General features: G+C 70.0%; 13 protein-coding genes and 1 pseudogene. 9 read left to right on the plus strand and 5 right to left on the minus strand.

The annotated features are described in order from the left end of the window. The first annotated feature begins 53 nt into the window (after nt 1-53). Nucleotides 54-1,292 carry a transglycosylase family protein gene (locus tag OG741_RS33615; RefSeq protein ID WP_405603941.1) on the plus strand — a complete coding sequence of 413 codons (1,239 nt, stop codon included), beginning with the start codon at nt 54-56 and terminating at the stop codon, nt 1,290-1,292. Here the strand turns inward: OG741_RS33615 and OG741_RS33620 are convergent. Next, complete coding sequence (locus OG741_RS33620) at nt 1,194-2,270, minus strand: DMT family transporter (protein WP_405603943.1); 1,077 nt, start codon at nt 2,268-2,270, stop codon at nt 1,194-1,196. The genes OG741_RS33615 and OG741_RS33620 overlap by 99 nt on opposite strands. A 221-nt stretch (nt 2,271-2,491) precedes the next feature. Between OG741_RS33620 and OG741_RS33625 the strand changes: the two genes are divergently transcribed. From OG741_RS33625 to OG741_RS33655, 7 genes are all read left to right on the plus strand, one after another. Continuing rightward, entirely contained in the window at nt 2,492-3,184 is a 693-nt protein-coding gene (locus tag OG741_RS33625) for a (2Fe-2S)-binding protein (protein ID WP_405605914.1), read from the plus strand. A gap of 161 nt (nt 3,185-3,345) precedes the next feature. Beyond that, nucleotides 3,346-4,509: a glycogen synthase gene (gene glgA, locus OG741_RS33630; protein WP_405603945.1), complete on the plus strand. Its 1,164-nt coding sequence runs from the start codon at nt 3,346-3,348 to the stop codon at nt 4,507-4,509. Between the two features lie 28 nt (nt 4,510-4,537). After that, a complete protein-coding gene (gene glgC, locus OG741_RS33635) occupies nt 4,538-5,755 on the plus strand; it encodes a glucose-1-phosphate adenylyltransferase (protein WP_405603947.1) in 1,218 nt (405 codons plus the stop codon). A gap of 143 nt (nt 5,756-5,898) precedes the next feature. Continuing rightward, nucleotides 5,899-6,315 carry an ATP-binding protein gene (locus OG741_RS33640; RefSeq protein WP_405603949.1) on the plus strand — a complete coding sequence of 139 codons (417 nt, stop codon included), beginning with the start codon at nt 5,899-5,901 and terminating at the stop codon, nt 6,313-6,315. A 321-nt stretch (nt 6,316-6,636) separates the two neighbouring features. Beyond that, nucleotides 6,637-7,263, plus strand: coding sequence for an ArsR/SmtB family transcription factor (locus tag OG741_RS33645; RefSeq protein WP_405603951.1), 627 nt, complete (start codon nt 6,637-6,639; stop codon nt 7,261-7,263). A 15-nt stretch (nt 7,264-7,278) separates the two neighbouring features. Then, nucleotides 7,279-8,007: an SRPBCC domain-containing protein gene (locus OG741_RS33650; RefSeq protein ID WP_405603953.1), complete on the plus strand. Its 729-nt coding sequence runs from the start codon at nt 7,279-7,281 to the stop codon at nt 8,005-8,007. A gap of 163 nt (nt 8,008-8,170) precedes the next feature. Continuing rightward, entirely contained in the window at nt 8,171-9,634 is a 1,464-nt protein-coding gene (locus OG741_RS33655) for an SDR family NAD(P)-dependent oxidoreductase (protein WP_405603955.1), read from the plus strand. A 4-nt stretch (nt 9,635-9,638) separates the two neighbouring features. Here OG741_RS33655 and OG741_RS33660 read toward each other — a convergent pair. Then, a pseudogene (locus OG741_RS33660) lies at nt 9,639-9,788 on the minus strand (SDR family oxidoreductase); the annotation flags it as partial. 437 nt (nt 9,789-10,225) lie between these two features. Between OG741_RS33660 and OG741_RS33665 the strand changes: the two are divergent. After that, nucleotides 10,226-10,399, plus strand: coding sequence for a hypothetical protein (locus OG741_RS33665; RefSeq protein WP_186356859.1), 174 nt, complete (start codon nt 10,226-10,228; stop codon nt 10,397-10,399). A gap of 112 nt (nt 10,400-10,511) precedes the next feature. Here the strand turns inward: OG741_RS33665 and OG741_RS33670 are convergent, their stop codons facing one another. Genes OG741_RS33670 through OG741_RS33680 form a run of 3 tightly spaced genes read right to left on the minus strand, consistent with a single transcriptional unit; the run spans nt 10,512 to nt 13,281 of the window. Then, entirely contained in the window at nt 10,512-11,918 is a 1,407-nt protein-coding gene (locus OG741_RS33670) for a lipase maturation factor family protein (RefSeq protein ID WP_405603957.1), read from the minus strand. Continuing rightward, nucleotides 11,918-12,475, minus strand: a complete 558-nt coding sequence (locus tag OG741_RS33675) for a DUF1990 family protein (RefSeq protein WP_405603959.1) — start codon at nt 12,473-12,475, stop codon at nt 11,918-11,920. The genes OG741_RS33670 and OG741_RS33675 overlap by 1 nt, the downstream gene beginning before the upstream one ends. Then, nucleotides 12,472-13,281: a YndJ family protein gene (locus OG741_RS33680; RefSeq protein WP_405603961.1), complete on the minus strand. Its 810-nt coding sequence runs from the start codon at nt 13,279-13,281 to the stop codon at nt 12,472-12,474. Before OG741_RS33680 ends, OG741_RS33675 begins: the two co-directional genes overlap by 4 nt. Between the last annotated feature and the right edge of the window lie 120 nt (nt 13,282-13,401).

The following is a 13,401-nucleotide window of genomic DNA, read 5'->3' on the forward strand; positions in this document are numbered from 1 at the left end:
CGCTTGCGACGTGACTGCATGCGTGACCTACATGGCAGTGGGGGAGTCTCACCATGGGCGCAACCGGTCGGCACCGCCGATACCAGCCGAGCCGTATCAACCGTGCTTCCCTCACCGTCACCGCGGGCGGTGCGGGCATGGCCCTGCCGCTCATCGGCGCGGGCACGACGCATGCCGCGTCCGTGGATGTCTGGGAGAAGGTCGCGGCCTGCGAGTCCACCAACAACTGGAAGATCAACACCGGCAACGGCTACTACGGCGGGCTTCAGTTCACCCAGTCCACCTGGGAGGCGTACGGCGGCAGGCACTATGCCCCGCGCGCGGATCTGGCCAGCAAGGACCAGCAGATAGCCATCGCCGAGAAGGTACTCAAGGGCCAGGGCCCGAGGGCATGGCCCGCCTGCTCCGCCCGCGCGGGTCTCACCCGTGGCGGCGACGCCCCCGACATCGCACCGGCCAGGGGCTTACAGACGCACAGCGAGCGGAAGACCGCACCCCGCAAGGCCACGCCGACCACCGTGCCCACGCACCGTGAGGGCTACACGGTGGCCCGCGGCGACTCGCTCTCCAAGATCGCGGACTCGGAGGACGTCGCCGGCGGCTGGCAGCGCCTGTACGCGCAGAACCGCACCGTCATCGGCAGCGACCCCGACCTGATCTTCCCCGGCCAGAAGCTGATCCTCCGCGTCGAGGTGCCCGGCAAGCCGAAGCCGACGGCCCAGCAGAAGCCCACGGCTCAGCCGAAGCCCACGGCTCAGCCGAAGCAGCAGGCCGCCGAACAGCAGGCCCCCAAGCAGCAGGCACCGAAGAGGCAGGCACCGAAGCCCAAGGCCCAGCCGAAACAGCAGGCCCCCAAGCAGACGCACGCGACCAAGCCCGCGCACAAGAGCGGATTCAGCGCCCCCGTCGAGGCGAGCGTCGGCACGCGGTACGGCAAGCCGGGCTCCGCCTGGGCCAGCGGCTACCACACGGGCGTCGACTTCCCGGTCCCCACCGGCACCTCGGTGAAGGCCGTCGCCTCCGGCCGCGTCGTCTCGGCCGGCTGGGGCGGTGCGTACGGCTACCAGGTCGTCATCCGGCACACGGACGGCAGGTACAGCCAGTACGCGCATCTGTCGGCGCTCACTGTGCGCTCGGGCCAGCAGGTCAGCAGCGGTCAGCGGATCGCGCGCTCGGGCTCGACCGGCAACTCCTCAGGGCCGCATCTGCATTTCGAAGTGCGTACAGGGCCCGGATACGGGTCCGACATCGATCCCCTCGCCTACCTCAGGTCCGGCGGCGTCAGCGTCTGAGGACAGCACCCGCCGGTCCGAGGGCCGCGGCGCACCGTCCGCGTGGAGCACCCGCGGCTCTGCGTGGCGCGCCGTCTGTCGCGAGGGCGCCTCCGCCGCGCGTATCTGCGCCGGGGGCTCTGCCTGAGCCGGGGCTTCCGCTTCCGTACTCGTGGCCTTGATCCGTTCCGTTGTCAGCAGGATCAGCCCGCCCGCCGCCACAGCCCCGAAGGCCAGCGCGAACACCGTTCCCACCATGCCGTACCGGAAGGTCTCGCCGAACATCGTGAGGCCGACGGCTGCCGCGATCACCGGATTGACGACCGTGACGGTGGCCAGCGGGGCCGCGAGGCCCGCGCCGTGGTACGAGGACTGAGACAGCAGCAGCCCGCCGCAGGCCAGGACGGCGATCGCCACCAGGCTCGGCCACTGGTCGAGCGGTGCCGACCACGTCCAGTCCACCGCGACGGTCTTGGTGAACACCGAGGCGATGCCGAAGGCCACACCCGCCGCGGCGGCGAGCAGCACACTGCGGATGATCGGCCGGTTCACGGTCTGGGCGACCAGGAAGAGCAGCGCCACCCCGCCGAAGGTCGCACCGGCGAGCAGTCCGCGCTGCCCGCCGTCCAGCGACTGGGATGCGGATGTTCCGGTCAGCGCCAGCAGTCCGGCGAGCCCGGCCGTGGTGATGATCGCGCCGCGCCAGGCGGCCGCGCCCGCCCTGCGCCGTACGAACAGCGCGGCCATCGGCAGGGCGAAGACGATCGTCAGCGCTCCGAGCGGCTGGACCACGCTCAGCGGCCCGTACGCCAGCGCCGCGACGTGCAGGAGGGCGCCGAGGCCGTTGAGGGCGACGGCGACCCACCACGCGGCGTGGTGCAGCGGGGCGTACGGCCGGGCCGAGGTGGTGGCGGCGACATGCTCCTGCATGATCGCCCCGGCCGCATATGCGACCGCGGAGACCAGTGACAGCACCACGGCCAGCGCGAGGGAACTCATAGAGACCACGATCTCCCTCTTCAGCGTTCGCGTCGTCGTCCTTGAGCAGGCACTTGGACGTACTGCCGACGTAGTACGAGCCTAGGTCAAAAGTCCCCCTTGCGACGGGTGGGCAGGTCAGCGCGCAGGGGGACAGCCGACGCTATCGCTACCGTGACGCAGGCGGCCAGGCGCCGCGGCAGGGCTGACAAGAAGCTGACACCAGGGACGGAAACGTGGGTGTGGATCTCGACGAGGTGGCGTCCGTGGGCGGTTTCTTCGCCCTGCGGACCGGCGAGCCTGGCGATGGGCATATGCCGCTGGCCCGGCTGTACGCGGGCGACACGGCACCCCTGACCGCCCGGGTCGACACGGTCGCCGCACGGCTGCGCACCCCCGAGCGGCGGGTAGCTGCCTCCGTCGCGCACCTCGGGTTCGCTGCCCGCCTGTGGTCGGTGGCGCTCGGATGTGCCGCGCTGCACGGCGAGCTCCCCGATCTCGACCCCACCCGGCTGCACTGGGACCCGCGGCTCGGCGCACCCGACGATCTCTGTCTGACAGCCACCCGGACCGTGCCCGCCAGCGCGGCCACGGTTCGCGAGGTGGTCCAGTACGGCCATCTCGTACCGCTTGCCGACGCACTCACCGGCGACACCCGCATCTCACGGCAGCTGCTGTGGGGCAACGCGGGCTCCGCGCTCGCCGGAGCGGTGCGCGAACTGCGTGCCTGGGCCGGGCGCGGTGGCCGGACGGACGTCGCCGAGCGGGCCTCGGCCCTCGCCGCCGGGCTCTTCGCCCACCCCGATCTGTCCGGCACGGTCGAAGGTCCCGCCATGCGGCGGCGGACCTGCTGCCTCTACTACCGCTGCCCCGGCGGCGGGCTCTGCGGCGACTGCGTCTTCGACCGCCCGCCGCAGCACGGCACGATGCGGTGAAGGCGACAGAAGCGGAGTGATCCTGGCCGTGCTCTTCCCCGCACGCCGCATCTGAGTGACCATCATGAGGTGCTGTGTCTTCCCGGGGGACCACCCCCGGACCCCCGGCAGAGAGACAGGCCATGGGGGCTGAGCCGACCGCCCTCGCGAGGTGAGACTCCGTGAAGGTGGGACTGCTCACGCGCGAATATCCGCCGGACGTCTACGGGGGCGCCGGGGTCCATGTGGAGTTCCTGGTCCGCGAGTTGAGAGCCCTGGCCGATCTGGAAGTGCACTGCTGGGGCGAAGGTGAGGCCGAAGGTGTCCTGCGCCACCAGGCACTCGCGGGACTTGAGAACGCCAACGACGCCCTGCGCACCTTCTCCGTGGACCTGGCGATGGCCGCCGAGCTGCAGGGCCGCGAACTGGTCCACTCCCACACCTGGTACGCCGGCCTCGCCGGCCATCTCGCCAAGCTGCTCTACGGCGTCCCGCATGTGATGACCGCCCACTCGCTCGAACCGCTGCGCCCCTGGAAGGCCGAACAACTCGGCGGCGGCTACGCGCTGTCCAGCTGGGCCGAGCGCACCGCGATCGAGGCAGCCGACGCCGTGATCGCCGTCTCCCACGGCATGCGCGCCGACATCCTCGCCTGCTATCCGGCCCTCGACCCGGACCGCGTGCGCGTCGTCCACAACGGCATCGACACCCGTATGTACCGCCCCGACGCCGACACGGACGTCCTGGAGCGCATCGGCCTCGACCCGGACCGGCCCTTCGCCCTATTCGTCGGGCGCATCACCCGCCAGAAGGGCGTTCCGCATCTGCTGCGCGCCGCCCGCTCGTTCGATCCCGGAACCCAGTTGGTGCTCTGCGCGGGCACCCCGGACACGCCGGAGATCGGCCGTGAATTCCGGCAGCTCGTCGACGAGTTGGAGCAGGTACGCGACGGCGTGCACTGGATTCCCGAGATGCTGCCGCGACCCCAGGTCATCCAACTCCTCAGCCACGCGACCGTGTTCATCTGCCCGTCCGTGTACGAGCCGCTGGGCATCGTCAATCTGGAGGCCATGGCCTGCGGCACGGCAGTCGTCGCGTCCGCGGTCGGCGGCATCCCCGAGGTGGTGGACGACGGACGCACCGGGCTGCTCGTGCCGTACGACGCCGATCGTCCCGAAGCCTTCGAGTCGGGTCTCACCCAGTCCGTGAACCGACTACTCGACGACGCCGGACAGGCCGCCAGGATGGGCGCCGCCGGACGCGAGCGCGCGGTGCGCGAGTTCGGCTGGGACCAGGTGGCCCGGCGCACGTACGAGGTGTACGAGGAGTTGCTCAAGCAGGAGTAGCGGACACGGCATGCAGAGAGGGGCGGCGATGCGCGGTGGACCTTCGGTGCTCGGAATCGTACTGGCCGGAGGGGAGGGCAAACGGCTGATGCCGCTGACCGCCGACCGCGCGAAACCGGCGGTGACCTTCGGCGGCATGTACCGGCTCGTCGACTTCGTGCTCTCCAGCCTGGTCAACGGCGACATCCTGCGGATCTGTGTGCTCACGCAGTACAAATCCCACTCCCTGGACCGCCATGTGACCACCACCTGGCGGATGTCGAGCCTGCTCGGCAACTACGTCACGCCGGTCCCGGCGCAGCAGCGGCTCGGACGGCGCTGGTATCTCGGCAGCGCGGACGCGATTCTGCAGTCCCTCAACCTCGTCAACGACGAACGGCCGGACTACATAGCGGTGTTCGGCGCGGACCATGTGTACCGGATGGACCCGCGGCAGATGCTGAAGCAGCACGTCGAGGGCGGCGCGGGCGTGACGGTCGCCGGGATCAAGGTGCCGCGCTCCGAGGCGTCCTCGTTCGGGATCATCACCCCCGCATCCGACGGCTCCCGCGTCGAGAGGTTCCTGGAGAAGCCCGCCGACCCGCCCGGGCTGCCCGGCGACCCCGGCCGGGTCTTCGCCTCCATGGGCAACTATCTCTTCACCACCAAGGTCCTCGTCGACGCACTCCACCGGGACGCGGAGGACCCGCACTCCGTCCATGACATGGGCGGCTCGATCCTGCCGATGCTCACCGAGCGGGGTATGGCGCAGCTCTACGACTTCGATGAGAACCATGTGCCCGGTGAGAGCGCCCGGGAGCACGGTTACTGGCGCGATGTGGGCACGCTCGACACGTACTACGAAGCGCATATGGATCTGATTTCGGACCGCCCGGTCTTCGACCTCGACAACCGCCGCTGGCCCATCTACACCCACCCCGGGCAGCTTCCGCCGGCCCGGTTCATCGGCGCCGGCATCGCGAGCGAGTCCGTCGTCAGCCCGGGCTGCATCGTCCGCGGACAGGTCACCCGCTCCGTCCTCTCGCCGGGTGTGACGGTGGGGGAGGGAGCGGTGGTGCAGGGCTCGGTCCTCCACGACAACGTGCGTATCGGTCGGGGAGCGGTGGTGCGCGGCTCGATTCTCGACAAGAACGTCGATGTCCCGCCCGGCGCGACGATCGGTGTCAATCCCGAGCGTGACCAGGAGCTTTACACCGTCTCCAAGAACGGAGTCATCGCGCTGGGCAAGGGCCGACCGGTGCTCTGAAGCCGCATCGCGGCGCCATGGCCGATTGCCGATCACCCCCCGCGGGAATCACTGGGGTGAGGGGCCTGTCGTTGCGCTTGGACCGCGGACAAAAGCCCCACATGGCATTCCTGGCTGGTTCCGATCGGAAACGGAGTGATGACATGCGTGCGCACGGACGCTCTCGTCGGCGCGCCGCATGCGCGACGTATCTCCTGCCCCAGGCAGAGAACTCCGCCCGCTGGGCACGTCACCTGACGACGGCCTACCTCACCCGGGGCTGCGGCGAGAAGCTGTCCGGCGACCAGGTGGAGGACGCGACCCTGGTCGTGTCCGAGCTGGTCACCAACGCCACCCGGCACGGCAGGAGCAGCTGCCGGCTGCGGCTGCACGTCGACCCGGGGCTGGTCACCGTCGAGGTGGAGGACGCCAGTCCGGTACACCCGCGGCTGTGCTCGCCGCTGGACCTGGACGAGGGCGGACGGGGCATCGTGATGGTGCGCGAGCTGTCGCAGCACTTCGCGGTACGGGGTGGACCCGGGGGCGGCAAGACCGTCCAGGCTGTGCTCGCCGCGTACTGAGGACCAGATCCTCAAGGCCGCCACCTCAGCACGGCTGACGCCACACCCCCCAGGTCGAGCTTCTTGCGCATGAAGCTGAGCCCCAGTTTTGGCGGGCGCGCCCGCAGAACTTGTCGACCGGCAGCGCGTACTTGAGGCCAGGCCGAAGTCCCCCACCAGCTGGGCGACTTGGGGAAGGTCGTTCTTGAGGCCCACCGACATGCGGCGGTCATGCGGCGTCGAAGCCGCGCTCGCGGCACAGGTCCCTGCGTCCCGCCATCATCGCTCGCCGACAATGAAATGAGTCTGGACAAAAAAAGTTGTCGGTGAGAGAGTGAAGACATGTTGGACGTGACCGTGATCGAGGACTCGGCGGCTGCCGCCGTCTCGCTGGACCCCATGCGCTCCCGGCTGCTCGCCGAGCTCGCCGCCGGTCCAGCCTCGGCGGCCATGCTGGCCGCCCGGGTCGGGCTGCCCCGCCAGAAGGTGAACTACCACCTCAAGGCACTGGAGCGGCACGGCCTGGTCGAGCTCGCCGGCGAGCGCAGGAAGGGCAATGTCACCGAGCGGCTGATGCGGGCCACCGCGGCTTCCTATGTCATCTCGCCGCTCGCCCTGGCCGCCGTGCAGCCCGACCCGGGCCGCTTCCGCGACCAGCTCTCCGCCCGCTGGATGCTCGCGGTCGCCGCGCGGCTCGTGCGCGACGTCGGCACGCTGATCACGGGCGCCGCCAAGGCCCGTAAACGGCTCGCCACCTACGCCCTCGACGGCGAGGTGCGCTTCGCCTCGGCGGCCGACCGGGCCGCGTTCGTGGAGGAGCTGACGCAGGGCGTCGGCGCGCTGATCGCCAAGTACCACGACCAGGACGCGCCGGGCGGCCGAGAGCACCGCATCGTCGTCGCCCTCCACCCCACGGTGAAAACACCACCCGCCGTCCCCGCCATTGAGAATGCGCCCGAGAGCGCCTGAGTACCGGGAGTCACCATGTCCAAAGAGTTCGAGATCGTCCGCGAGTTCGAGGTCGACGCAAGCCCCGAAGAAGTCTGGGAGGCGATCACCTCCGGCACGGGAGGCTGGCTGTGGCCCTTGGAGTACGAGCCCAAGAAGGGCGGCGCCGGTCCCTTCGGCAGCACCGTCACCGCATGGGATCCGCCCCGCCGGCTGACCGGGCGCACCGAGAACGTGGAGGACATTCCCCAGCAGACCTACAACCAGCTCGACCATGTCATCGAGCCTCGTGAGGGCGGCGGCTCCTGGGTGCGCTACGTGCACAGCGGCATCTTCGTCGACGACTGGGACAACCAGTACGACGGTGCGAGCAAGCACACGGACTTCTATCTGCACACCCTGCGGCAGTACTTGAAGCACTTCACCGGCCGGGCGGTCACCTTCACCACCCTGGACGCTCCCGCCGCGTCGAACGCCCCGGGCGCCCTGGAGGTCGTCAGCCGCGGACTCGGGCTGCCGGACGACGCCGCCGAGGGCGCGACCGTACGGGTCGAGGTGCCGGGCGCCGGAGCGGTCGACGCGGTCCTCGACTACCGCAACCCGTACTTCGTCGGGCTGCGCACGGACGAGGCGATGTACCGCGTCTTCGGCCGCAATCACTTCGGTGCGCCGGTCGGCGTCAGCGTGCACGACTTCGCGAGCGGCGCGGACGCGGGGAAGAACGAGGACGCCTGGCGGGCGTGGCTGACCGGCCTGTTCGCGTGACCCGGTCGGGAACTCGCAGGGGCCTTCGCCCGCGGACCTGGGTCCGCGGGCGAGGTCCTGTCCCGAAGCCGCCGGTCACGGGATTTTGTCGTCACCCTTTTGCTCAGTAAAGTTGCGCTTTTGAAAACCACTGCGTACGAGTGACTGAGGAACGGCAAAGGCAATGACGGTGACAGAGGACAGCCCGGCGTTCGGCCCGGGCATCGACCCGGAGCGCCTGGCCGTCTGCCTCAGCGTGCTCGACGAGCTCGACAAGCTGGACGTCGACCACCCCGACGCGATCATGGTGCGCCGCGCCACCGCGGGCATCTACCGCACCGTGAAGCAGCGCCGCCGCCAGGAGCGCCGGGCCGCCAAGACCGCCCACGACAAGGCGGTCACCGAGGCCACCGCGACCGGTTCCGCCGAGCGCATCGACGACGAGACCGAAGGTCTGCTGCCGTCCTCCTCGGTCAGCGGCGAGATCGCGGGGATACTCCAGCGCCCCCGGTCCTGCTACATCTGCAAGGCCCGCTATGTCGAGGTCGACGCCTTCTACCACCAGCTGTGCCAGAAGTGCGCGGCCGAGAACCGCGCACGCCGTGACGCCCGCACGGATCTGACCGGCAAGCGCGCCCTTCTCACCGGCGGCCGGGCCAAGATCGGCATGTACATCGCGCTGCGACTGCTGCGTGACGGTGCCCACACCACCATCACCACCCGCTTCCCCAACGACGCGATCCGCCGCTTCAAGGCGATGCCGGACAGCGACGAGTGGATCCACCGCCTCAAGATCGTCGGCATCGATCTGCGTGACCCCGCCCAGGTCGTCGCGCTCGCCGACTCGGTGGCCGCCGAAGGCCCGCTGGACATCCTGATCAACAACGCCGCCCAGACCGTACGCCGCTCCCCGGGGGCCTACAGCGAACTGGTCGCCGCAGAGTCCGCGCCGCTGCCCGCCGGCGAGCTGCCGCCCGCCCAGGTCATCGGCACCTTCGGCAGCGGCGCCGTGGATTCCGTGGCCGCACTGCCCTCCGGCGCGGGCGAGGGCCTGAGCGCCCAGGACGTCACGGAGCTGGCACTTGTCAGCGGCTCGGCCTCACTGGAGCGCATCGCCGCGGGCACCGCCATCGACGCCGGCGGTCTCGTCCCCGATCTGCACGACACCAACAGCTGGATCCAGACGGTCTCCGAAGTGGACCCGGTCGAGCTGCTCGAAGTGCAGCTGTGCAACTCCACCGCGCCCTTCATCCTGATCAGCCGGCTCCGCCCGGTCATGGCCGCCTCGCGGGGCAAGCGCACCTATGTGGTGAACGTCTCCGCGATGGAGGGCGTCTTCAGCCGCGGCTACAAGGGCGCCGGCCATCCGCACACCAACATGGCCAAGGCCGCGCTGAACATGCTCACCCGCACCAGTGCCCAGGAGATGTTCGAGACCGACGGCATCCTGATGACCGCCGTGGACACCGGCTGGATCACCGACGAGCGCCCGCATCCGGACAAGATGCGCCTGGCCGACGAGGGCTTCCACGCCCCGCTCGACCTGGTCGACGGCGCGGCCCGCGTCTACGACCCCATCGTGCGCGGCGAGGACGGCGAGGACCTCTACGGCTGCTTCCTCAAGGACTACGCTCCGGCGAACTGGTAGGGCTCTCCCAGACAAAACGGGCCATTTCGGTGGGGACCGGCCCGGGTGAGACAGCGTTCACGCGTACACCCGGGGCGAGTTCGCCCGTGAGCTGCTGGGTGAGGTGCAACATGGCTGCCTTGCTGACGCTGCCCGCGCAGCCGACTGTGCGCCCCGACTTCCGCAGCCCGGCCACGGCCTCTGTTACTCCATCCGTGTCCGGGCCGTGACCATCACCTTCGCCCCGGCCGCGGTCAGTGCCCCGGCGACGGCGCGACCGAAACCCCTGAAGCCCCCGTCACCAGGGCCGTTCTGCCTTCGAGGCGGCCTCTGCCCGCCCGGAAATCATCCGCGTACGGTCCCGCGAAGCCCCGCACAGAGGTAGATCGTTGGCCGGAATTGGGTTGGTTTTACAGGAGATTTACAGGCCCCATCGAGCAGGGGGCCGCTCATATGGTTACCCTGGGGTGAACGGACGCCACCAAGGGATCCACGAAACTCCCTTGACCGTCCTGGGACAAGTCTGCAACCAGGCTGCGGTCCCGCCCGAGTAACGGCGCCACCGCGACCCGAACTGCCCTGTCCCAGTTACGCGACACAGAGGAGTGCGCGGTGACATCAGAAGTGAAGAAGCACGAGAAGCGCCCGCAAGAACGCAGCGGCGAACGGACCACTCGGTCCGAAGAACTCGGCAGTCTCGAAGTGTGGGCCCGATCGGCCCCGATCCGGCTGGCCGGCTACGAGGAAGACCTCGCCGAGCCGCATATCCTGCCCAGCATCGACTGAGCGGACCGTTTCGCCCCCGTGCCCCCTGCCTCCACAGGCAGGGGGCACGGACGGTCAGAGAGCCGGTGCGAGCCGCTGCTCAAGGTCAACGGCGAGGCGATCGCCCGGGTGTTCACAGCAGCCTGGTCGGTCTGAGGAATTCGCGCACATAGGTCCGGTGCCACCAGGCGCCCGTGTCCCGCAGTTCGCGCCAGGTCGTGTACCGGTAGTGGTACAGCCTGGCGCGGACGTACGCGGGCGGGGCGTCCGGGAAAGGATTGCGGCTCAGCAGCCGCAGGGTGTCCCGGTCGCCGTCGAGGAGCCGCTCCATGAAGGGGCCGAACCAGGGCTGGGCATAGGCGGGGGAGAGCGCGGCGAACCACATCATCCAGTCGAGCCGCAGATGGTACGGGGCGTACTGGCGCGGCAGCCTCCGCACATCACCGGGCTTGCCCTTGAAGCCGTACTCCCGCCAGACCGTGCCCGGGTGGATCGTCCTCTCGTCCGTGCCCTCGACCACCAGCTCGAAGCGCACCCGCCCCACCGTGCCGAACGCGCCGTAGGCGTTGACCAGGTGGAAGGGGTCGTAGGAGCGGTTCATCGACTGCCGCCGGGAGAGGAGATTGCGGGCCGGGCGGTAACTCAGGCCGAGCAGCAGCGCGCTGAAGGCGATGACCACGACTTCGTACCAGAGCGGGGAGCCGGGCAGCGCGTGCGGATCGGCGATCAGGGAGCCGTCCACGACGGACATGGCGAGGACGATCGTGATCCAGTTCAGCCAGGAGAAGTTGCCCGAGAGCACCAGCCACAGCTGGGTCAGCACAATGATCGCGGCGGCTCCGCTCGCGATCGGCTGCGGGGTGAACAGCAGGACGGGCACGAAGAGTTGGGTCACATGGTTGGCCGCCACCTCCACCCGGTGGAAGGGCCTGGGCAGACGGTGGAAGAACCAGCTCAGCGGGCCCGGCATCGGCTGGGTCTCGTGGTGGTAGTAGAGACAGGTCAGATCGCGCCAGCACTGGTCGCCCCGGATCTTGATCAGTCCCGCGCCGAACTCCACCCGGAACAGCACCCAGCGCAGCAGCCACAGCACGAGCACCGGGGGGCCCGTGCGCTCATTGCCGAGGAAGACGGCGAGAAAGCCGACCTCCAGCAGCAGCGACTCCCAGCCGAAGCCGTACCAGGTCTGACCGACGTTCACGATCGACAGATAGAGCACCCACAGCGCCGCCCACCACAGCATCGCGACCGGGAGCGGGATGTCGTCGGCGGCGCCCGCGACCAGGCCCGCCGAGAGCAGCGCCCCGCACCAGGCGCAGAGTGCGAAGAGCCGGTCGGAGTAGCGCAGTTGGAACAGGCTCGGCGCGCGCCGCATCGGTACCCGGCGTACGTACGCGGGCACCGGCAGCATGCCCCGCTCGCCGATCAGCGCCCGGAACTGCAGCGCGGCGGTGAGAAAGGCGACCAGATACACGGCGGCCAGTGCCCGCTGGAAGACCAGCCGGCTGAGCCAGTAGTCGCTGTCCGTGAACCACTCCATCACTTCCAGTATCGGTCCGCGGCAAGCCGCCGCACGGTGTGACCCAGCCGCCGGGCGTACCACTTCTGCACTACGGGCACGAGCGGGCCGGCGAGCCGGGTGTACCAGCGGGCGGGGCGGCTGAACGCCATGACGGTGAACCACACCGAGCCGTCGTCGCGGATGTCGACGACGAAGGACTCCTCACCGCGCTCGGGATGCCCGGCCAGCGTGCCGTACGCGAAGCCGGTGCGGTTTCTCTCGTACGCCGTCCAGATCACCTCGCACGGCGCGGCGATGCGCAGCGGTCCCACGCCGAGCGAGACCTGGAGCCGGGCGCCGGGCTCGGCGCGAACCGCCGCGCTGCGCACCCGTGCCCCCGAAGTGCGGTGCATCCGCCAGGTGGTGACCGCCTCGCCGGCCGCGTCGAAGACGGCCCGGCCGCGGCCGATGCGGGTGGTGTGGTGGAGATGGTGGTAGCCGTCGGGCAGCGGGCCGAGCCGGGTGGCGCCCACCTCGGGGTAGCTGAGGCCGCGGCCGGTGGCGGGGCGGACGCTGTTGATGCCGTCGTCCTTCATACGGTCGTCTCCTTGAGTCGTCGCCAGGCGAGCACCGAGCAGAGCGCGAAGCCGAGGGCGTTGCCGAGGCCATGGGTGGCGGCCATCCAGGTGAGATTCGGGTGGGGCAGGCCGGTGGCCTCGCCGAGCGCCCAGCTCAGGGCCAGCAGCATCGTCGCCACGAGGACTGCGGCCGAGACGGCGAGCAGGGTGCGGGTGACCCCGTCGCGTCCGCCGGCCCGGACATCGCGCCAGGTCAGCAGGGCCACGGTCCACATGCCCGCGGTCAGTACGAGTGCCCCGAGCAGTTCGGCCCAGTCGTCGAGGAAGTACCCGGCCAGGACGAGCAGGGTGCCCAGCGGCACGCTCAGCGCGGCGAAGCGCCCGGCGGCTCCGGGCGTTGTGCGGCAGACCAGGCCCGCCACCAGGGCAGCGGTGAATCCGGCGAAGTGGAAGTGCGGCACGGTGAGCGCGAGGACCGTCAGGCCGAAACCGAAGAGCTCGTACCCGGCGCGTTCCGCGACGAGTGCGAGCGCCGCGACGGACGGGGTCACGAGCGCGGTGAGTTGTGCGACCTCGGCCGGCGCGAGCGAGCGGGTGCGGGCTGGGGCCTGCACGGCGAGGGCGAGCGTGCCGAGTGCGTAGAGGCCCGCGAGGACGGCGGCCGTCGTCGAGCGCGGCAGCCAGAGCGCGACCGCTCCCGGGACCGCGAACACCGGCCAGATCCGCCGAATGGACGCGAGCTCGGCGGCGTCCATGAGGCGCAGTCCGGCGGGCACGACCACCAGCATGCCGAGCATCACGATCACGTTGACCAGTACGGACATCGCGCACCCCACCCCAGGCTTGAACGTGTTCAACTCTCTGCGCTCAGAGACTAGGGCCAAACTTGAACGCGTTCAAGTCGCGAGGGCGGCGGCAGTCCGGCAGAACTTGGAGGAATCACA

It is taken from the genome of Streptomyces sp. NBC_01410, from assembly GCF_045040195.1.
Classification (GTDB): Bacteria; Actinomycetota; Actinomycetes; order Streptomycetales; family Streptomycetaceae; genus Streptomyces.